This window comes from Streptomyces sp. NPDC001832, assembly GCF_040297265.1.
Taxonomy (GTDB): Bacteria; Actinomycetota; Actinomycetes; order Streptomycetales; family Streptomycetaceae; genus Streptomyces.
In genome coordinates this window covers 192,454-211,795 of the sequence record NZ_JBEOYU010000003.1, presented here as the reverse complement: position 1 = coordinate 211,795, position 19,342 = coordinate 192,454, and the positions used below count along the sequence as shown (strand labels likewise).

Here is a 19,342-nt window from a genome sequence, read left to right as displayed (position 1 = left end):
GCTCAACTTTTCGAGAGTTATTGACCGTTGTCTCAGTCTCTTCTGTTCCATGCAAGGGTCACAGAAAAGTTCGCCGCAGTGGCGGTGCTCGCGATGACCACATCGGCCTCGGCCGACAGCGACACCCCGAACTCCAGAGTGATCTCATCAGGCGCGTTGGCCAGTCCTTGGAACCGTCCGACGAAGCTCTCCGCGACGGGCCTTACGGTGTCCAGCATCTCGCCGAACGATCTCTGGGCCCGCGTCACGGAGCGGCCACCGCGACCCACCCGCACCAGGGATTCGTCCACTTCACGGATCTGCACCCGTATTGTCTCTTCGCCACCGTCACGGAGGGGCACCTCAACTGTGTGGACAGGGCGTTCACTCACTGCGTCCTCCAACTCTCGGAAGCTGCAGAGCATAACGAACCCCGCGCACGGTTCGCCGGTGGACGTAGTCGGCACGGCCCCATGGGTTGGCCGCCCACTGGGATGGGTGGACGCCGCGGGGCTGCTGACTGCCCTGGCGGTCAGATCAGCTCGGGCGAGGGTGTGTCACTGGAGCTTCCACAGCCAGATGCCTTCGCCAGGGCCATCAATGCCGTGGAAGGTCGTACCACGTGCAAGCTGGTCATCCATGCGTGTGCGGAACGGCACTCGAACTTGATCAATGTTCGCTGCTCGCGGGTGGAGGCGGCATGTCACTGAAAGCAGGACTGCCCTCAGCTGCGCAATGTGGCACGCAGGCGCAAACCGACAGTTGTGAGACCTCCGAAGGTGGTGACCTGGCAACTGGGTTCCGGTCCGGGCGGCTCGCTCACGTGGTAGCGGCGGGCGGTCTGCGCAGTCAGGAGCGTCAGCATCGCCATGGCCAGAGCGGCTCCCTCGCAGCCATGCGGCCCGGTACCGAAGGAGAAGAAGACCTCGGGTTTCGCTGGCGAGCCCGAATCCTCGAGCCAGCGTTCGGGCTGGAACTGGTCCGGCTCGAAGTGTTCCCGTGCGTCGCGGTGGGCGGTGTAGGGGCAGACGAGAACGGTGGACCCGGCTTCGATGGTGTAGTCGGCGAGCTGAGTCTGTCGCGTGGCGCGCCGGGTCAGTAGCCAGCTCGGGGGGTGCAGTCGAAGCACCTCGCGTACCAGTGCCTGGGTGTATTGCAGGCTGTCGAGGTGGGTGCTGGTCGTCGCGGCCGGGTCTTCGGGCAGCAAGGCGGCTTCGGCCGCGACGCGGTCCGCGGCCTGGGGGTACCGGGCCAGGTGGAGCAGGATCCATCCGGCTGCCCTGGAAGGTGTCTCGAAGGTGGCGACGGTGATTCCGGGGAGACTGTCGAGGATGGCCTCTTCCGGCAGTAGACCGTAGCGGGGGGAGGGCCGGAGCATCTGTCCCAGCACGTCGTCACCGAGGTGACCCGATGAACGGCGCCGAAGGACGACGGACCGCAAAGCGTTGGTGAAGTCGACTTGCTGCCGTGTGCGGAACCGCCGTGCCGGTGTGGGGATCCAGCGCGGCCATACCCAGCGCGAGGGGCGTACGAGCATCTCCCGGGCCAGGAAGAGCTGTGAGGCAAAGGGCAGTAGGGCGGGAGCGTCTTCGGAGAAGAGGTAGCGCACGCCGATCTCTGCGAGGACGTGCCGGACCGGGGGAAGAATCTCGACGTCCTGGCCCGTGGGCCATTGGTCAGCAAATCGAGCGGTCCCGGGCGCAATCTCACCGATCCGGGCTGCAACCGCCTGCGGGCGTAGTCCGCGCATGCGGGCGGCGTGAGCGTGCGCCCGCTCCTCAGGCGTCGGTGCTCCGCTCGACCGCTTCAACGGCGGGAAGAGAGGCGAGGGTACCTTGAGGAAGTCCTGCGCGCGGCGCAGGACTTCTTCACACGGCCCGGCCGTAGCGGCTACGTAGACACCTGGCTCCAGCTGCCAGACGTCTCCGCACTCGTCAGCGCCACGGCGCGCTACTGCCAGCCGGTCGCGGCTCCAGGCCGCGAAGCTACCTTCGGGCAACCGCGGCGGCTTATTCATTCGGCCCATGAGATCGTCCCTGACTCTCTTACCTGTCCAGGCCGATATGGTCGGCAGCGTGGCCGCGAGCCAGCGGGCGCCCGGGGGAGCCCGCCAGCAGTGGTGCAGTCACGTCCAGTCGTGTTCACCGTACGCACCGTAGTGGCGGGTGAAGGACAGCTTGCCGAGCAGCTTGGCGATCATGGTCCACTCCTCTCGACTTTCTTCAGCACCCAAGTGCCGTATATTTCATGTTTCCACACATGCCACATATGTCATATCCAGAGCATCAGTCGCACGCATGGATCTAACTGATCATTTTAGAATGCCGCCCGGAGTCCTCGGAGGCAGATGATGCTGCAGGCGAGTTCGAGCAGGCCCTGGTGGAAGTCGGCGCGTCGTTCGTAGCGGGTGCGGAGTCGCTTGAACTGGTGCAGCCAGGCGGACGCGCGCTCGACGACCCACCGAGTCAGGGCGTGCAGATTTTTAACTCGTCGCTTTCCGCTCGATGATTCGTTGCACTGCCATGAGCTGGTTGGAAGGCCAACGGGTCGTGCTGGCAGCCAAGTTCAGAGCGATTTTGCCGCACCTCAACGAGCGTCAGTCGCCTGTTGATCAGCATGCCTTCACCGTAATTCAGTCCGCGTCCCGTACCGAAAGGGCGCAGTGGCCCACCGCGGTGCCGCCGGGCGACAAGGGGTGGCAAGGAGACCGCGAAGGGTTGTACGACGATGGGCGCGGGGCGGTGACCTGCCGTGATAGGTGATCGCCTATCAATGCGGGCCCGAGTCGAATCACCAAACGCTTCATCAAGGGACCCGGCTGCAACAGACTGGAACGGAAAGAACACACATTCAAAGGGGGAGGAACCTTCATGCCTTCTGCCATTCGCACGTTCGGACCGCTCCTCGCCGCGGCGACGGCGGTGGTTGGTCTCGGACTGACCGCGCCGAGCGCCTCGGCCGCGCCCACCGGGGCCAACGGTGTCGTCGAGACGTACCAGAACAAGGTCACGGGCCGCTGCCTGGACGACAGCCAAGCCGGGCTGCGCGCCTTCGGCTGCAACAACCTGCCCTTCCAGCAGTGGGACGTCATGCGCATCGGGGACTTGCGCCAACTGCGGAACCTGGCGACCAACGGTTGCCTGGACGACAGCTTCGCGTACGGGCTGCGCACGGTCCCCTGCTATGGAAACAAGTACCAGCAGTGGAAGCCGGAGAGCGCTCCCGGGGGCATCACCCTGACCAACGCGGCCACCGGCCGACGGCTGGACGACAGCCTCGCCTTTGGTCTGCGCCCGCTGGCGCCGAACGGCACGGACTTCCAGATCTGGAAGTGATCGGGGCGGTCGACGCCCACGCGCGGTACCACCTTTCCGGTGCCGTGTGACGAAGGGCGTCGACCGTACGGCTGACGCGTGGGGGTGTGGGGTGCGGGCGACGGGGACGCGCCCCACACCGACGAGGTCAGGACGAACGGAGACCGATCGCCCCGCGACCACGTTCGCGCCCTCGGCGCTTCCACTGTCCGGCCTGGCGCTGACGTCCCGCGGCGAACCGCCCCGCCGGCGGCGGGCCCGTCGGCCTTGCCGGAGCTGGTCTGGCAGGGCCGACGGGTGACCTGCGGATCAGTGCCAGCCGGTGCAGGACCAACTGCCCCCTCGGCCGTCATAGATCTCCACGCACGCGCGATAGGCGTTGCTCGACCCGACCATTTGCGTGTATGCGGCGTAGGAGAGCGAGGCGTTCGCCGTGTACGACGCGCCGCCCCGGATCTGGATCTTGAACTCCCAGGCGCTGTTCGCCTTCTGGATTCGCGCCCAAGCAGCACTGCACCGGGCCGAGTTGCGCAGTTCCACCTCCGGCCCGCCACCGGCCGGGCTTACCCGGTCGATGACCTTGGCACCGGAACCGCATCCCTCGCGCTGAGGGTTCTTCCCCGTGCAGGAAGATCCCTTGCATGCGGTCGGCGCCGCGGCTTCGGCGGACAGAGCGGGGGGCAGCAGTAACGCCGAGGTCAGAACAGCGGTGCCGACGAGCGAGAGAAGTGAGCGGTGAACGGTCATACGGCTCTCCTTTGGCGTACAAGGACGAATGCACATGGATCGTGATCTCCAGTGCACCGGTGCTCGTTCCTGATCCTGGTCCTGGCGGCGCACCCGGAATCTCCATTGCCGACATACCACTCCTCCGAGTGAGTGCCCGTCAGGGAGTTCACTCGCCCATGGGGCTGCTCATGAGCGGGCCGCTCCGGAGACGCCACGGGCGGAGTCGCCCGCCCGATCTCTGCCGTCACATGTCAGGCCGAACTCGCGGCGGACCAGGATCTTGGTGGCGTCGGCGGAAACCGGCGTGGGTGGCGATTGACAAAGGAGCCGATATCCGCCGAGGAAGAAGCGGGCTGACAGGCCTTCGGGAAGATCGGCGGGTGTCAGCCCTGGCCTGCTCTGCCACCGAACGTGTTGTGCGGCGAGCAGCGGGCGCAGCGAGCCGGCTACAACCATCCACTGCGCTGTGCCTGCAAGGCCAACTGGAAGCGGTTCGCGGCGCCCAGCTGGGCCATCAGGATCTGCAGGCGGCGAAACAGCGTGCGGCGACTGATACCCATCTCGCGGGCGATGACGTCGTCGCTCGCGCCGCCCGCGAGGAGCCACAGCAGCCGGCGGTCGGCGGGTGGCAGGCCGCCTGGGCGAGTGGTGCGGCCGTGGAAGGGCAGGGCGTTCTGCCAGGACTGCTCGAACAGTGCCATGAGCGCGGAGAGCAGGCCGCATGGCTGCACGACCAGCATGGTGTTGTGCACGTCGGCCTCTTTGATCGACAACGACACGAGTGCGTAGGCCTCGTCGATGATCACGAGTTTGACCGGCACCGACGGCAGCACCCTGGCCTGTTCGCCGGCCTTGATGCACGGTTCGATGGCCTCCTTCAGGTGGCCCGGGTGCTCCAGCGACTCCCGCGAGTACACGACACGCTGCGTCACCCCGCGGGCGAGCGTGGCCAGCGCGTCGTCCGTGGCGCCGGCCAAGGGGAAGTACGGCGGTGACTCGAACTGCCGGATCTGATCGCGGGCGCTTGCCCAGGCGTGACGAATCCTGGGGCCGATCGCGTCGCCGGTGACGACTTCGACGAGATTGTCGTTGTACGCGGCGAGCCGCTGCCGCCGGAACGACTCGAACGCGCCCCCGACGGTGATGCGCGACTCCTCGACCTCGGCCACCCGGTGCCGGGCAAGGATCTCCAGGCCGGCGGTCGGCGGGACCGGGGCCACCATATTCCCGCCCTCGTCGGTGGCACTGGCCAAACCTGCGTCGACCAGTGCGCCGTAAGCCGTGGCCAATTCCGCACCGTCCAGGCCGGTCGCGGCCGCGATCGCACTCAGCGGAGCGGGGGCCAGCTCAAGCAGTGCCAGATAGACCTGGCCCGCCGCGTGACCGATGCCCAGAAGCCGAAGGGCCTCGCCGAGTTTCGCGTTCGTCATACGCCGATTATCAACGGTCGGTCTTTGGCCGATCTGTGCCAATGGCACCGCTTGGCACCGAGCAGGCGTGATGCGGGATACCGTCCGGGAGCCGCCGACGACCGGCGGCGGCGAGGGCGCCCGAGCCGCACCGGGAGCAAGCCTGTCCGTACGGCACACTCTGCCCCTCGCTGCTGAGGAACCCAGCCAGAAGAAGGTGTATGCCGTGGCGAAAGGCCGAAAGAACGGTCTCTACTCAGGGATCTCCGAGGAACTGTCCGCTCTGATGCGGACGGGGTGGGCGGACACCGAGCGGCGCGACCTGCGGCTCGGCGAGCAGGCTCCGTACGCAGCCCGTCGCCGCGCCACGCTGTCCGCGCGCTTTCCGGGCGAACGCCTCGTGATTCCCTCGGGAAACCTCAAGGTCCGTTCGAACGACGACAGTTACCCGTTCCGGCCGTACTCGGGCTACGTGCACATGACTGGAGACCAAGCCCGGGACGGCGCTCTCGTCCTCGAACCCCGAGCGGACGGTGGCCATGACGCCTACTGCTACCAGCTGCCGCGGGACAGCAGGGACAACGACGAGTTCTGGACCGGCGCCACGGCGGAGCTGTGGATGGGCAGGCGCCGCTCCCTCGCCGAGTCGGAGCTCGTGCTCGGTCTGCCCTGCCGGGACGTCCGCACGGCGACCGGAGACCTGGCCGCCGCCTCCGGTGCGCCGACGCGGATCGTCCGGGGGATCGACCCGTCCCTGGAGGCCGCCGTCACCACCGAAGAGGAGCGCGACGCCGAGCTGGAAGAGGCGCTCAGCGATCTCCGCCTCATCAAGGACGACTGGGAGATCGCCGAGCTCCGCAAGGCCGTGGATTCCACGGTGCGCGGATTCACCGATGTGATCGGTGAACTCTCCGGCGCGATCGCGTCGTCCGAGCGGTGGATCGAGGGCACGTTCTTCCGCCGTGCACGCCTCGAGGGCAATGCCGTCGGCTACGGCTCGATCTGCGCCGCGGGCGAGCACGCCACGATCATGCACTGGACGGACAACGACGGTCCGGTGCGCCCGGGGGACCTGCTGCTGTTTGACGCCGGCGTGGAGACGCACACCCTCTACACCGCCGACGTCACACGCACGCTGCCGATCAGCGGCACCTTCACGCCCCTGCAGCGCAAGGTCTACGACGCGGTGTATGAGGCTCAGGAGGCCGGCATGGCAGCGGTCAAGCCGGGTGCCGCGTACCGGGACTTCCACGAGGCGTCCCAGCGCCACCTGGCGGCACAGCTGGTCGAGTGGGGTTTCATCGAGGGTCCGGCCGACCGCGCGTACGAGCTCGGCCTCCAGCGCCGCTTCACGATGGCGGGCACCGGTCACATGCTCGGTCTGGACGTCCATGACTGTGCGCAGGCCCGGAACGAGGAGTACGTCGACGGCGTGCTGGAGCCGGGCATGGTGCTCACCGTCGAGCCCGGTCTGTACTTCCAGCCGGACGATCTCACCGTGCCCGAGGAGTGGCGCGGCATCGGTGTCCGGATCGAGGACGACCTGGTCGTCACCGACGACGGTCACGAGAACCTGTCGGCGGGCCTGCCGCGTTCGGCGGACGACGTCGAGGAGTGGATGGCCCGGTTCGCCGGCTGACTACGTCGAAGAAGGGGCCCGGTGCCGGATGCCCCGCAGTGAACGGGTGCCGACCGGTGCTGCCGCCGGGGCCCGGAGGAGGGCCCCGGCTCATTATCGCCCGTCCAGAAGGGACCGCAGTGCCACGGCGAGGCGTTCGTACTCCGCGGGCAGGTTGTAGATCTGCCCGCAGATCCGGATGCCGCCGCCGCCCGGCCAGGGCCAGATCAGCACCCGGCAGCCCAGCCGGGCCGCGATCTCCTCGCGCAGGGCAGCGGCCTCGGCATGGGTGCGGGCGAGACGGGGCGGCAGGCGCAGGGCACGCATGGCGAGGCGGTCGTCGGCGGGCAGCGGGGTCACGCCCGGGAGGCGGGCGAGGAGTTCGGCGCCGTAGCCCGCCAGAGCACTGTTGTGGGCGCGCACACGTTCGGGACCGAGGCCCGCGAGCAGGTCGAGGCCCTCGGGGGCGGCGAGCCAGCCGGTGTAGTCGGCGGTGGCCCGGTACTCGACCGCGCGAGGGAAGCCGCGGTCGTCCTCCCAGGAGGGCACGGGCGCGGGAACCCGTCCCCGGTGCGTGGGGGACACCACGAGCAGGGCGCTGCCCGGCGGAGCGTACGCCCACTTGTGCAGGTTGCCGAACCAGAAGTCGGGCCCGCCGGCCAGGGGTTCGGCGAGCATGCCGGGGGCGTGGGCGCCGTCGACCACCGTGGTCACCCCGCGCTCGGCGAGGTCGGCGATGAGCTCCGGGGTGGCGATGAGGCGGGCGGTGGGCGAGCTGATCTGGTCGAGGAGGGCGACTCGAGTGCGGGGGGTGAGCGCGGAGAGCACCGCCTTGCGCAACGCGCTCTCGTCCGGCAGCGCCGGGTCGAGGGTGACGGTGATGACACGGGCCCGGCGGGCGGCGGCCGCGACGACCGTGCCGTAGCCGTGGTCGGTCACCAGAACCTCGTCGTCGGGCGCCAGGCACAGGGCGTCGAGGACCAGGTTGGCGCCCTCGGTGGCGTTGGTGACGAAGGCGGCCCCCTCGGGTTCCGTGTTCATATGGGCCGCGATACGGGTCCGGGCTTCGGCGAGCCGGTCCGCGACGCCGAGGAAGAAGGCGTCGGGGTCGGTTGCGGCCTCTGCCGTCAGCCGCCGGTGGGCGTCGGCGACGGGGACCGGAACGGCGCCGAAGGACCCGTGGTTGAGATGGGCCACGTGCGAGCCGAGCCGGAACAACCCGGCGCCGCCGGGAAACGCGGCGGGTGCCGCGGGCCCGGTCACCGGACCTCGACAGTGACGGTCCGGCCCGGGGCCACGCGGGTGCGGACACTGGTGTAGGTCACTTTGTCGATCACCTCGGTACGGGCTTGGAAGCCGGGGTCGCTCACGGCGACTACGGCGGGGGAGGCGGATGCCTGTGTGGCGGGAGTCTCGGTGGCGGAGGCACGGCTCGCAGTGAGGGGCATGAGCGGAGCGAGCGAGGCGAGCAGCGCGACGGCGGAGAGCAGCGTCATGCGGGAACGCTTCATCGGGTTCTCTCCCGGTTCGGTTCGGGCTGAGGGCTGGGGGCTGAGGGCTGAGCGCTGAGAGCTGGGGCACGGAGGCCCGGGGCGCGCGGCACGCTAGCAACCCTTTCTGACGGATTGCAATGGATCTCACGGTAGTTGATGAATGGTCAAGCACCTGCACCACGAGCTGCTGCTCGACGGGGCAGCCGCCGACTACGACGGTGGAACGCTGGGATGGCGGGCCAGGGGCGGGCGCTTCGCTCGCAGTCGCCGCGACGGACGAGCGCACCCGACTGAGAGGCGCCGGGTCCGCCGTTTACACGGGGTGGGACAGGCCGTACCGTCCGACGCGACCGGTGAACGCCCCGTTGGGGACGCACTGCTGATCCCGCCCGACCGGGGCTGACCCAGCCGGTACGAGAACGCCCGAGCCAGTGACTGCCGATCGCAGGGAGCCGCCATGCCCGTCATCCCGATCCGCCGAGCCCGCCTCTTGCTCGTCCTTGCCGCGCTGCTGCTCACCCTGGCGCCGATTTCGCCGGCGCTCGCCACCGCGTCGACGGTGTTACCTGCCGGGGAGATGGGCGGATTCGACGCTTCGTCCCGGGGCGCCGAGGTCGTCGCGGTCACCCAGGTCGCCGACCGGCAGGTCGGGCCGGGCAAGGGGGATCGTGAGATCGTCGTCTCGTATGCACGCTGTGCCAGTTCCACTACCGCTTCCGTGTCCCTCCTCCGAAACCCGCCCGTCGCCTCGCTTCCGCTGGAAAGATCCGGTCCATGACCGAAAGAAACCCTGGCCAAAAGGCCCGCGAGCTGCTTACCCAGGCATCCCAGCACCCGGTTGCCAGTCCTCAGCGCGACGCGCTGGTGGCCGAAGCCGCTGTGTGGGCACACGTGGAGCACGCAGCCGCCATGGACCATTACACGGCCGCAGCGGTCGACATCGAGTCCGCTCTGACCTCCCTCGCCGGCCCTGTGCAGAAACTCGGCAGCGAGGTCGGCAACCTGACCGAGCACATCAAGGTCAGCCGGAAGTGAGCGGGGTACGAGGAGTAAAGGCATCGCGGGTGGTCACGTGCTGTGATGGCGGTGAGGCGCTGGGGCAGGCCGCGTGCCGGCCTCCCCTTCGAAACCGCTGAACGCCGATTCGCGGAAGGCTCCGTCCGCGCGCTGTGCACGGAGTACCGGTCCCGGCGATGTGAGAGCCAGAGCGATCGGGTTAGTCTGTCCGCGGTACCGGACACGGGGTGCCCCCTTCGAGGGCTGAGATCACACCCGTCGAACCTGAACCAGTTCGTACTGGCGGAGGGATGTCTTCCATGCCGTTGACGCATGTTTCCACCGCGTCGCCGACTCTCGCACTACGAGGCGTTCCTCGTGGTCCTGGCGGCATACGCTCCGTTGCGGCTGCGCCACCGCCCGCAGCGACTGACCGTCGCCGGCCGACGGATCCCGATGTCCCCCGGCGCCCCGACACCACCCCCTCCCGCTCGGAGCGACTTCCAATGCCCTCGACATCCGCCGAGCGCACCGTCTCTGCAGCGACCCGCGCATACGCCAGGGCATGGACCCGAGACCGAGAGGAGAACCACGCATGACCGCGCCGCCCCGCGTGCTGACGATCGCCGGGTCCGACTCCGGCGGAGGAGCCGGAATCCAGGCCGACCTGAAGACCATGCTGGCGCTCGGCGCCCACGGAATGAGCGTGCTCACGGCCGTCACGGCACAGAACTCCCTGGGTGTGCAGGGCGCATGGGAACTCCCCGTGGAGGCGGTGCGCGCGCAGTACCGCAGTGTCGTGGACGACATCGGTGTCCAGGCGGTCAAGACGGGGATGCTCTCCTCGCCCGAGCTGGTCACGGTGGTGGCCGAGCTGTTGTCGGACGTGGTGGCCCCGGTCGTCGTGGACCCGGTGAGCGTGTCCAAGCACGGAGACAAGCTGCTGGCCGACGACGCGCTGGATGCCGTACGGACCGCGTTGCTGCCGGTCGCGACGGTGGCCACGCCGAATCTCGACGAGGTCGCGCAGCTCACCGGCATCACGGTGACGGACGAAGCAGGTATGCGCCGCGCCGCCGCGCGGCTGCTCGCGTACGGGCCCCGCTGGGTAGTGGTGAAGGGCGGCCACCTGCCGGGTGAGGCGGTGGACCTGCTGACGGATGGCGAGGAGGAGCACTGGCTGCGCGCCCCGCGGCACGACAACCGCCACACCCACGGCACGGGCTGCACGCTCGCCTCTGCCATCGCGGTGGGCCTGGCGCAAGGCCGCCAGGTTCCGGATGCCGTCCGCCAGGCCAAGGACTACGTCACCGCGGCGATCGCGGCGGGGTTCGCTCTGGGGGCCGGCACCGGGCCGGTGGACCACGGCTGGCGGAACCACACGCGCACCTGACGCAGTTGGAGGAGGGGGCCGTACGCGCTCTGCGGTACGAACAGCACAGCGAGTCGGCGCTCCGTCATGGCGCTTCCCCCGCGATGTGATGGACTTCCCCCGCGATCGGGCCGGCAGGAATGCGGACGGCGGCCTCCGGCGGCCAGAAAAGACGGACCCGATCGCCGGACACAACGCGGGACGGACCCTGGACGGCGACGAGTACCGGCTGGTCCAGCTGCGGGACGCGCACGGCGATGTGGGACGTACCGCCGTGGAAGCTGACATCGACGACCGTGCCCGTGAGCCCGCCGCCGCCGTCGTCACCGTGGCTGTCACCGTCGCCGATGCGGATGCGCTCCGGGCGTACGGCGGTGATGCCGTCCGGGCCCGGAAAGAGATTGTTCGCTCCGACGAAGCCCGCGACGAACGCGGTGCGCGGGTGTTCGTACAGCGCCACCGGAGCATCGGTCTGCTCGATGCGGCCCGCGTTCATGACGGCGATCCGGTCGGCGAGCGACATCGCCTCCTCCTGGTCGTGCGTGACCACGAGGAAGGTGATGCCGACCTCCTCCTGCAGCCGCTTCAGCTCCAGCTGCATGTGAGCCCGCACCTGCTTGTCGAGCGCGGACAGCGGCTCGTCGAGCAGCAGCAGACGGGGCCGCTTCACGATCGCGCGGGCGAGAGCGACACGCTGGCGCTGTCCGCCGGAGAGCTGGTGCGGCCTGCGGCGGGCGAACGCGGTCAGGCCGACCGTGGCCAGGACCTCCTCGACCCGTCCCCGTACCTCACGGCGCGGACGCCGTTCCCGCTCCAGCCCGTACGCCACGTTCCGCTCGACCGACATGTGCGGGAAGAGCGCGAACGACTGGAACATCAGATTGACCGGGCGCCGGTGCGGCTCCACGGTCAGCAGGTCCTTCCCGTCGAGCGTGACCGTGCCCGCGTCCGGGGTCTCGAAGCCGGCGAGGATGCGCAGCAGGGTCGTCTTGCCACAGCCGCTCGGCCCGAGCAGTGCGCAGAACTCGCCCTCGCCGATGTCCAGCGAGACGCCGTCCAGCGCCCGCGTCCGCCCGAAATGGTGGTCGATCCCCTTGATCTTGATCAACGTGTCGCCTCCGGAGCACCGGGATTGGTCGTACGGGTGAGCCGCTGCGCGGCCACGACGGCGGTGAAGCTGACCGCCAGCAGCAGTGTCGCCAGCGCGTTGATCTCCGGGGTGACGCCGAAGCGGACCATCGAGTACACGACGACCGGGAGCGTCGGCTCGGTCGGAGCGGCGGTGAAGAACGCGATGACGAACTCGTCGACGGAAAGCGTGAAGGCGAGCAGCGCCCCGGCGGCGATGCCCGGCGCGAGGGACGGCAGGGTGATGCGGACGAACGTCGCCGACGGTGTCGCTCCTAGGTCCCGGGATGCCTCCTCCAGTGAGCGATCGGTGTGCGCCAGCCGGGTCCGTACGAGCGCGGCGACGAAGGCGGTGCCGAAGACGGTGTGCGCGAGCAGCACGCTGTGCAGGCCGAGAGTGAGCTGGACAGCCGCGTAGAAGACGAGCAGGCCGATGGCGAGCAGCAGATCGGGGACGACGGCGGGGAGCAGGGCCACCGCGTCCAGCAGCCGTGAACGGTTGTCACGGCCTGCGCCGACCGCGAGCAAAGTACCGAGGACGGTGGACAGCGCCGCGGACCCCGCCGCGACGATCAGGGTGTTGAAGAGCCCGTGCAGGATCTCGTCGTCTCCTGCCAGTTCGCCGTACCACCGCAGGCTGAACCCCTCGAAGGCGTACGGAGAGCCGCCAGCGTTGAACGACATGGCGACGAGGACGACGACGGGCGAGTAGAGGAAGACGTACGTCAGCCAGAACGGAAGGCGCGTCAACAGCCGGTTCGGGATGTTCGTCATCGGGTCGCGTACCTCCTCGCCGCCCACGCCTGCGCGAAGAGCAACACCATCAGCACGGCCAGCAGCGCGAGCGCGAGCGCCGAGCCGAAAGGCCAGTCGCGGGCCTTGAGGAACTGGTCACGGATGAGGTTGCCGACCATCACCGACCGCCCTCCGCCGAGCAGTTCGGGGACGACGAAGTTACCGAAGCTCGGTACGAAGACGAAGAGGCAACCTGTGAGGACCCCGGGAAGAGTGAGCGGAAGTGTCACCGTGCGGAAGGTGGTCCACGGTCCGGCGCCCAGATTCTCGGCCGCCTCGCGCAGCTGCGGATCGAACCGGCTGAGGGACGCGTACAGCGGCAGGATCATCAGTGGCAGATACGCGTACAGCAGTCCGACGGTGACGGCGGCGTCGGTGTACAGGACGTCCACCGGGCTCAGGCCGACCGCGCCCAGCGCCTTGTTGAGCCAGCCGGGACCGCTCAGCAGCACGATCCAGGCGTAGATGCGGATGAGGAAGCTGGTCCAGAACGGCAGGACGACGGCGATCAGGGCGATCGTCTGCCGGCGGCGCGGGAGGCCGGCGATCACGTAAGCCGTCGGATAGCCGATCAGGAGGGCGAGGACGGTGGTGAGGGCTGCGATCCAGGCGGAGTGGAGGACGACGTCGGCGTAGAGCGGGTCGGCGAGGCGGGTGAGGTTTTCGGTGGTCGGCTCGTACACGACGCCGCCGAAGCGGCCGCGCCGGAGGAAGGCGTAACTCAGCACCAGGCCCAGAGGGATGGCCATGAGGACGGTCAGATAGGTCAGGCCGGGCCCGGTCAGCGGCCACCGCTTCATGAGCCGGCGGCTACCTCGGTCGACAGCCGGGTGTACTTCGTGGCTGCCTCGCCGACATCGACGATGGACTCGCCCTTCAGCAGTTCGGCCGGGGGCATGCGCAGTGGTGCGTTGGCCGCGAGCACTTTCGGGTCGAGCTGTTCCATGGCGGCCTTGTTGGGCACTTTGTAAAGGATGTTCTCAGCAGCCCAGCGGTGGATATCCGGGTCGAGGATGTAGTTGATGAGGGCGTGCGCGGCCTCCTTGTTCTTGGAGGACTTCAGCACGACCATCGTGTCGACCCAGAGATCGCTGCCCTCTTTCGGCACGGTGAACTTGATCTTCGGGTCGCTGGTCGGGCACCAGCCGTCCCACGCCTCGGCCATGGCCGCCTCGCCCTTGACCAGCCGGTCACCGAAGGTGGTGTCGTCGTAGGCGAGCAGGTCTTTCTTGGCGTCGAGGAGCAGGGTGCGGGCGGCGGTGAGTTCCTGGTCGCTGGTGGTGTTGACGGAGTGACCGAGCACCTTGAGCGCGGGGAGGGCCAGCCAGCGCTCGGTGGTCATCATGGTGACCTTCTTCTTCAGCGCGGGCGGGGGCCTCAGGAGGCCGTTCCAGCTGGTCGGGGGCTGCTTCACCAGGTCGGAGCGGTAGCAGATCCCGGTCGTCCCCCAGGTGTAGGGGACGGAGAAGGTGTTGCCCTTGTCGTAGGCGAGCTGCCGGGCCTCGGGATAGAGATTCTTGAGGTTCGGAATCAGCTCCGCGTGGATGGGCTCGAGAAGTCCGGCCTCGTTCAGGGCCTGGGCGTACTGGCCGGAGACGAAGGCGACATCGACAGCGCTGTCGCTCCCCGCCGCGCCGCCGGCCGTCAGCTTGGCCATGATCTCTTCGTTGGTGGCGTGGTGCGCGACTTTCACCGGGACACCGAGGTTCTTCTTGACCCGCGCGGGGAGGTCCTCGGGGCTGTAGCCGTCCCAGATGGAGACCGTGAGGGACTGCTTGGTGATGTCGGCCTTCGGGTCGAGTGTGTCCGGGCCGTTGCTCCGGTTGTCGCCTTCTCCGCAACCCATGAGCAGTAGCAGGGCAAGGCCCGTAGCCACCGCACTCACCGCACGCATGCCCCTCATGTCACAACTCCCCCTGCCGAAGCCCAAGTTGCAGCGCGAGTCTCGCATCACGTCGCCTCTTGCACAATGGGGCGTTGGTCGGCCGAGCTCGCCTTCAGCGCAGGTCGGCCCGCGCAGGGCTGTCGTCGAGGAAGCCGCCCGACTGGTGCTGCCACAGCTTCGCGTAGGCGCCCTCCGAAGCGAGTAGCTCCTGGTGGGTGCCCTGCTCGACGATCCGTCCGCGATCGAGGACGACGAGCCGGTCCATGGTGGCGACCGTGCTCAGCCGGTGTGCCACCACGAGCGCCGTGCGTCCCTCCATGAGCCGCCACAGCGCCTCCTGGACGAGGATCTCGCTCTCGGAGTCCAGGGCGCTGGTCGCCTCGTCGAGCAGCAGGATCGGCGCGTCGCGCAGGATCGCCCTGGCGAGGGCGACCCGCTGGCGCTGTCCGCCGGACAGCTTGACACCGCGCTCGCCCACCATGGTGTCGAAGCCGTCCGGCAGCGCGTCGGCGAACTCCGTGACGTGCGCCGCCTCGGCCGCGCGGCGGATTTCGGCGTCGGTGGCGTCCGGCCGGGCGAACGCGATGTTGTCCCGCAGCGTGCGGTGGAACATCGCCGGGTCCTGCGGCACGTAGGCAATCAGGCTGCGCAGGTCGGCCTGGCGCAGCATGCTGATGTCCTGCCCCCCGATCAAAATCCGGCCGGCGTCGATGTCAGTCATCCGCAGCAGCAGCCGGCTGAGCGTGGTCTTGCCCCCGCCGGACCGGCCGACGAGACCGATCTTCGCCCCATTGGGCACAGCCAGCTCGAGGCCCTCGAAGAGCGGCTCCGCGCCTGCGTGGGCGAAGGTCACGTTCTCGAAGTGGACGTCGGCGGCCCCAGGCAGCAGCGGCTCCGGCGACGCCGGGTCGAGCACGGTCGCCGGCTTCAGCAGCAGTTCGGTGAACTGCGCTGCCTCCGTCATCGAGCTCTCCAGACGGCGGTAGATCTGGTTGAACTCGAACATGATCCGCGTCGCGTTGGTGTAGTACGTGAAGGCGACCACGATCGCCTCCACGCCGTGGCCACCCCCGCCGATCGTGACCGCGAGCAGCAGGCCCAGCGCGTTGGTCAGCACGGACATCGGCGCGACCAGCGTGTCGATGCGCAGGTTGCCGTAGTCCCACGACCGCAACGTGAGCCGCCGCGACGCCGCGACGCGGGACCGGTGCTCGGCGGCCTCGCGTGCCTCGGCGGCGAACGCCCGGACCGTGTCCATGTTCATCAGGCTGTCGGCGACGTGGCCCGACACCCGAGCGATCGCCTCCTCGCGCTGGGCGACGAGCGCCTGGCGGCGGCGGATGAGGGGCGTCACGCACAGCGCGGTCAGTGCGATCATCGCCAAGAGCCCGACAACGAGCAGCGGCTCGTAGCGCCACAGCACCACCGACCCGAACACCAGGGGCACGAAGCTGCCCACGACCGAGAACGTCAGCGTGTCGACGAACTCCTCGAAGCGGGAGGCGAAGCTCAGGACGCGCTTGGTCAGCGACCCGGCGAAATTGTCGTGGAAGAACGCGGCGTCCTTGGCGAACAGCTCGTCCATGCCGATCACGTACAGATGCTCGATGCCGAGGGCGTCGAGGCGGTTCAGGCAGTGCAGGCCGATGCGCCACAGCATCTCCGCGAGCAGCAGGACGCCGGCGAAGCCGAGGATGTAGGGCAGAGTCGAGCCGATGGCGATCTCGGCGTCGCCGGCGATTCGGCCGACGAGCTTCGCGACGAGCAGCGGCGCGACGTAGCTGATGCCGATATTGCCCAGCGCCGGCAGCAGCATCGCGGGTACCGTCAGCCGTCGGAGCCGGGCTAACTCCCGTCCGTAGTAGCGAAGGGCGAGGAGCACCGGGCCCCTGCCGGGCGGATCCTCGCGCGATTCAGGCAATCCCATCCCACCCCTGTGTCGTCTGTCGTGCGGCAGACCGCGACGCGCTTCTCCGGGGAGAAGCCGTTGACTCTCTGGCCGTGCGGAGCTTCGGTTCGAGTGAGTGCCTTCGCCCGGGTCGTCTTTTGAAGGCGGGGCACGACGGCGGGGCCCCCGCTCTGCTCGCGGCGACGTATCCGTGCGAGTAGGGGGAGGCCAGGAATCGCAGTGTCCCGCGACGGCACCCCCGGTGTCCAAGCGTTTTTCTCAGCCAGCGGGTTATCCCGCAAGCACCAGCGACGGCCTGTTCTCCGACGAGTACCTCGCCGGAGAGCAGGCGGGGCTGCGCTGACGCCTCAGTCTGCGGACTGACCGGGCATCCCAGCACTCGCGTATACGCGGCTCGCGAACTCGGCGACCTGTTCGTCGCTCAGATTCTTCGCAACATTGGCCTCCGTGATCATGCCGACCAGACGGTGGCCGCCCTGGACGTCGATCACCGGCAACCGCTTGATCTGGTGTTCCTCCATGGTCGTCAGGGCATCGGTGGCGTCCGCTGCGGCATCGATCCAGTACACCTTGGCATTGAGTGATCCGGCCTGCACGGTTGCCGGGTCGACGCCCTCGGCGCAGCACTTGACGACGATGTCACGGTCGGTGATCAAGCCTGTGAGCTTGTTGTTGTCGCCGCAGATGGGAAGGCAACCGACATTCAGATCGCGCATCATCTTCGCCACATCGAACAGCGACTGGTGTGCACCGACGCACTGCACGCCACCGGACATGATGTCTCGGGCTCGCAGCTTCTCAGTCATGATTTCCTCCCGTTCTCGACGCCGTTGTGTCCTCGTTATCGATCACAACACGAATGGCTCAACATCGCTTCCCGGAAGCGTCAGTCAAGAAAGGGAACCCGGGCCTGCCGCGATCGCGCACGGATTCAAGCGCTCGTATAATGCCCCCGGTGTCGTCGGCCGTGACTTCGGCCCGCCGGCGCTACGGCGCCGTCAACATGCGCAGCGATGGCTGCTACGGCTCCAGGTGACCGAATCCCACCTCGAAGCGCTCGACCGAGACAACCCGTTGGCCTTCCCTCTGTGCGACTTCCTCGCGGAGCCGGGTTGCTCTTTCCTCGCTGGCCTGCATGGTCTGCTCGTCATCCCACAAGGTGAGCGATTTGGCCTTCCCAGAGGCTCGGTCGACGAGGTAGTACACGCCCCGGAAGCCGGGAACCTCCCGGACCTGCTTCAGAGTCGCTTCCCAGTTCGCCGTCAGGTCTCCCTGCGCAGGAACCGGTGATCCCTCATACGTGCTCAGCCTGGCGAACATCGCTGCCACACCCCTTCCTGGCCGACTGCCTGTCGGGGGACAAGCAGCTCACAGGATCAGAGTGCTCCGGCATCCCGCGCGCCGCATGCCGAGCGGCCGTTCCGTCACGAGCACCCAGCTCTTACGACCTCGCCCACGATTGTGAGGTCGTTACGATCCCGGAGCTGATGGTGCTGGTTGCCATTGCGGTCGCCGGTCTGCGGGGTCCAACTGCCGGCCCCACCGTGCTGGTGACGCGGGGGAGGCCGCCCAGGGACCGGCGGCCTTCTCGTCGGAGTTGAGCACGTTCTCGCCGTAAAGATCCTGCAGCCAGTTGGTCTGGTAAATGGTGTCGAGGTAGCGCTCGCCGAGGTCCGGGCCGATGGCCACTGCGGTGAGTTCGCGCGCGTCATGCCGGGCCAACCAGTCCGTTGCGCCGCTGACCACCGTGCCGGTGGAGCCGCCGAACAGGAATCCGCGTCTGGCCAGACGATGGCAGGCACGGATGGTGTCTGCCTCCTCGACACGCATCACCTCATCCACGTAGGACTCGTCGAGCAGTGGCGGGCGCATGCTCATACCCAGGCCGGGAATCATCCGGCGGCCAGGCGGACCGCCGAAGGACACCGAGCCGACGCTGTCCACTGCGATGATCCGCACCGGTCGGTGCCACTCCCGGAAGTAGCGCGCGCAGCCCATCAGGGTCCCGGTGGTGCCGGTCCCGACGAACAGCACATCCAGCCGCGGGAACTGACGGGCGATCTCCGGCGCCGTCCTGCGGTAGTGCGCCTTCCAGTTGCTCGGATTGGTGTACTGGCTGAGCCACACGTACCGGTCATCGGAGGCGCACAGCGCGCGGACGTACTCGAGCCGCGCGCCGAGAAAGCCTCCGTTGGCCTTCTGCTCGGCGATCACGTGCACCTGGCTGCCCAGCGCCTCCATCATCATCCTGTTCGACAGGTTGCCGCGGGAGTCCGTCACGCAAAGGAACCGGTAGCCCTTGCTTGCCGCGATCATGCTCAGCGCCACGCCGAGGTTTCCGGACGAGGACTCGACCAGGATCGATTCCGGCGTCAGTATTCCATCCCGCTCAGCGGCCTCCACCATCTCGGTCGCGGCCTTCAACTTGATCGAGCCGGCGAAGTTGAAGCCCTCGCACTTCAGGAAGAGCGAGTGCCCGAAGATCGACCGAAGGTCGACATAGAGCTTCTCTTCGTTGAACGCATAGGGAACGGATACGACGGGCACGATGGTCTCCTCTGTCTGGAGCAGAGCACTTTCGGAACGCTCAGCCGACCGTGGGCGGGCTTCTCGCCTGTGCGGGCGGGAGCCTGTGTCCAACCAAGCCGGACGGGGCCCTGTGTCAGCGGCCGTTGTCTCGTGCGTCCTGACTTGCTGCGACTTGACCGGTGATCT

At 68.2% G+C, this 19,342-nt stretch carries 21 protein-coding genes, 1 pseudogene and 1 riboswitch; of the genes and pseudogenes, 6 read left to right on the top strand and 16 right to left on the bottom strand.

Translation table 11 applies throughout. The features are described 5' to 3' along the window. Nucleotides 1–32: 32 nt before the first annotated feature. From ABT115_RS04550 to ABT115_RS04535, 4 genes and pseudogenes are all read right to left on the bottom strand, one after another. A complete protein-coding gene (locus tag ABT115_RS04550) occupies nt 33–305 on the bottom strand; it encodes a CU044_2847 family protein (RefSeq protein ID WP_351783967.1) in 273 nt (90 codons plus the stop codon). Nucleotides 306–703: 398 nt separating this feature from the next. After that, nucleotides 704–1,729 (bottom strand): cytochrome P450, encoded by a 1,026-nt coding sequence (locus ABT115_RS04545; protein ID WP_351783965.1) that lies wholly within the window; start codon nt 1,727–1,729, stop codon nt 704–706. 566 nt (nt 1,730–2,295) lie between these two features. Then, nucleotides 2,296–2,442, bottom strand: a pseudogene (locus tag ABT115_RS04540) (transposase); the annotation flags it as partial. Between the two features lie 2 nt (nt 2,443–2,444). Then, nucleotides 2,445–2,597: a hypothetical protein gene (locus tag ABT115_RS04535; RefSeq protein WP_351783963.1), complete on the bottom strand. Its 153-nt coding sequence runs from the start codon at nt 2,595–2,597 to the stop codon at nt 2,445–2,447. Between the two features lie 252 nt (nt 2,598–2,849). Here ABT115_RS04535 and ABT115_RS04530 point away from each other — a divergent pair, with 252 nt between their 5' ends. Continuing rightward, nucleotides 2,850–3,314, top strand: coding sequence for an RICIN domain-containing protein (locus tag ABT115_RS04530; RefSeq protein WP_351783961.1), 465 nt, complete (start codon nt 2,850–2,852; stop codon nt 3,312–3,314). 288 nt (nt 3,315–3,602) lie between these two features. Here ABT115_RS04530 and ABT115_RS04525 read toward each other — a convergent pair whose 3' ends face one another. Together ABT115_RS04525 and ABT115_RS04520 are read right to left on the bottom strand one after the other, a co-directional pair. Next, complete coding sequence (locus ABT115_RS04525) at nt 3,603–4,040, bottom strand: DUF2690 domain-containing protein (protein WP_351783959.1); 438 nt, start codon at nt 4,038–4,040, stop codon at nt 3,603–3,605. A 428-nt stretch (nt 4,041–4,468) separates the two neighbouring features. Continuing rightward, nucleotides 4,469–5,452, bottom strand: a complete 984-nt coding sequence (locus ABT115_RS04520; protein ID WP_351783957.1) for a LuxR family transcriptional regulator — start codon at nt 5,450–5,452, stop codon at nt 4,469–4,471. Between the two features lie 205 nt (nt 5,453–5,657). Between ABT115_RS04520 and ABT115_RS04515 the strand changes: the two genes are divergently transcribed. Next, nucleotides 5,658–7,070 (top strand): aminopeptidase P family protein, encoded by a 1,413-nt coding sequence (locus ABT115_RS04515; protein WP_351784057.1) that lies wholly within the window; start codon nt 5,658–5,660, stop codon nt 7,068–7,070. 93 nt (nt 7,071–7,163) lie between these two features. Here the strand turns inward: ABT115_RS04515 and ABT115_RS04510 are convergent, their stop codons facing one another. Beyond that, nucleotides 7,164–8,312 (bottom strand): aminotransferase class V-fold PLP-dependent enzyme, encoded by a 1,149-nt coding sequence (locus ABT115_RS04510; protein ID WP_351783955.1) that lies wholly within the window; start codon nt 8,310–8,312, stop codon nt 7,164–7,166. Continuing rightward, nucleotides 8,309–8,560: a hypothetical protein gene (locus ABT115_RS04505; protein WP_351783953.1), complete on the bottom strand. Its 252-nt coding sequence runs from the start codon at nt 8,558–8,560 to the stop codon at nt 8,309–8,311. The genes ABT115_RS04510 and ABT115_RS04505 overlap by 4 nt, the downstream gene beginning before the upstream one ends. Before the next feature lie 142 nt (nt 8,561–8,702). On the opposite strand from ABT115_RS04505, the gene ABT115_RS04500 reads away from it, so the two are divergent. From ABT115_RS04500 to thiD, 4 genes are all read left to right on the top strand, one after another. After that, nucleotides 8,703–8,945 carry a hypothetical protein gene (locus tag ABT115_RS04500; RefSeq protein ID WP_351783951.1) on the top strand — a complete coding sequence of 81 codons (243 nt, stop codon included), beginning with the start codon at nt 8,703–8,705 and terminating at the stop codon, nt 8,943–8,945. Between the two features lie 54 nt (nt 8,946–8,999). After that, entirely contained in the window at nt 9,000–9,320 is a 321-nt protein-coding gene (locus ABT115_RS04495) for a hypothetical protein (RefSeq protein WP_351783949.1), read from the top strand. After that, a complete protein-coding gene (locus ABT115_RS04490) occupies nt 9,317–9,577 on the top strand; it encodes a hypothetical protein (protein ID WP_351783947.1) in 261 nt (86 codons plus the stop codon). The genes ABT115_RS04495 and ABT115_RS04490 overlap by 4 nt, the downstream gene beginning before the upstream one ends. 195 nt (nt 9,578–9,772) lie before the next feature. Continuing rightward, a riboswitch (TPP riboswitch) is annotated at nt 9,773–9,867 on the top strand. Nucleotides 9,868–10,133: 266 nt separating this feature from the next. After that, nucleotides 10,134–10,931, top strand: a complete 798-nt coding sequence (gene thiD / locus ABT115_RS04485) for a bifunctional hydroxymethylpyrimidine kinase/phosphomethylpyrimidine kinase (RefSeq protein WP_351783945.1) — start codon at nt 10,134–10,136, stop codon at nt 10,929–10,931. A 64-nt stretch (nt 10,932–10,995) separates the two neighbouring features. On the opposite strand, the gene ABT115_RS04480 is transcribed toward thiD, so the two are convergent. The 8 genes from ABT115_RS04480 to sbnA form a co-directional block, all read right to left on the bottom strand. After that, the gene (locus ABT115_RS04480; RefSeq protein ID WP_351783943.1) at nt 10,996–12,018 is read right to left on the bottom strand and encodes an ABC transporter ATP-binding protein; all 1,023 of its coding nucleotides are present in this window, start codon (nt 12,016–12,018) and stop codon (nt 10,996–10,998) included. Then, nucleotides 12,015–12,812 carry an ABC transporter permease gene (locus ABT115_RS04475; RefSeq protein WP_351783941.1) on the bottom strand — a complete coding sequence of 266 codons (798 nt, stop codon included), beginning with the start codon at nt 12,810–12,812 and terminating at the stop codon, nt 12,015–12,017. The genes ABT115_RS04480 and ABT115_RS04475 overlap by 4 nt, the downstream gene beginning before the upstream one ends. Then, nucleotides 12,809–13,633 (bottom strand): ABC transporter permease, encoded by an 825-nt coding sequence (locus ABT115_RS04470; protein ID WP_351783939.1) that lies wholly within the window; start codon nt 13,631–13,633, stop codon nt 12,809–12,811. The genes ABT115_RS04475 and ABT115_RS04470 overlap by 4 nt, the downstream gene beginning before the upstream one ends. Then, nucleotides 13,630–14,736, bottom strand: coding sequence for a polyamine ABC transporter substrate-binding protein (locus ABT115_RS04465; protein ID WP_351783937.1), 1,107 nt, complete (start codon nt 14,734–14,736; stop codon nt 13,630–13,632). Before ABT115_RS04465 ends, ABT115_RS04470 begins: the two co-directional genes overlap by 4 nt. A 94-nt stretch (nt 14,737–14,830) precedes the next feature. Next, nucleotides 14,831–16,645, bottom strand: coding sequence for an ABC transporter ATP-binding protein (locus tag ABT115_RS04460; protein WP_351783935.1), 1,815 nt, complete (start codon nt 16,643–16,645; stop codon nt 14,831–14,833). Between the two features lie 329 nt (nt 16,646–16,974). Next, nucleotides 16,975–17,433: a CBS domain-containing protein gene (locus ABT115_RS04455; protein WP_351783933.1), complete on the bottom strand. Its 459-nt coding sequence runs from the start codon at nt 17,431–17,433 to the stop codon at nt 16,975–16,977. Between the two features lie 214 nt (nt 17,434–17,647). Beyond that, a complete protein-coding gene (locus ABT115_RS04450; protein ID WP_351784055.1) occupies nt 17,648–17,947 on the bottom strand; it encodes a hypothetical protein in 300 nt (99 codons plus the stop codon). 150 nt (nt 17,948–18,097) lie between these two features. Further along, on the bottom strand, nt 18,098–19,174 hold the full coding sequence (gene sbnA, locus ABT115_RS04445) for a 2,3-diaminopropionate biosynthesis protein SbnA (RefSeq protein WP_351783931.1): 1,077 nt from the start codon (nt 19,172–19,174) through the stop codon (nt 18,098–18,100). Between the last annotated feature and the right edge of the window lie 168 nt (nt 19,175–19,342).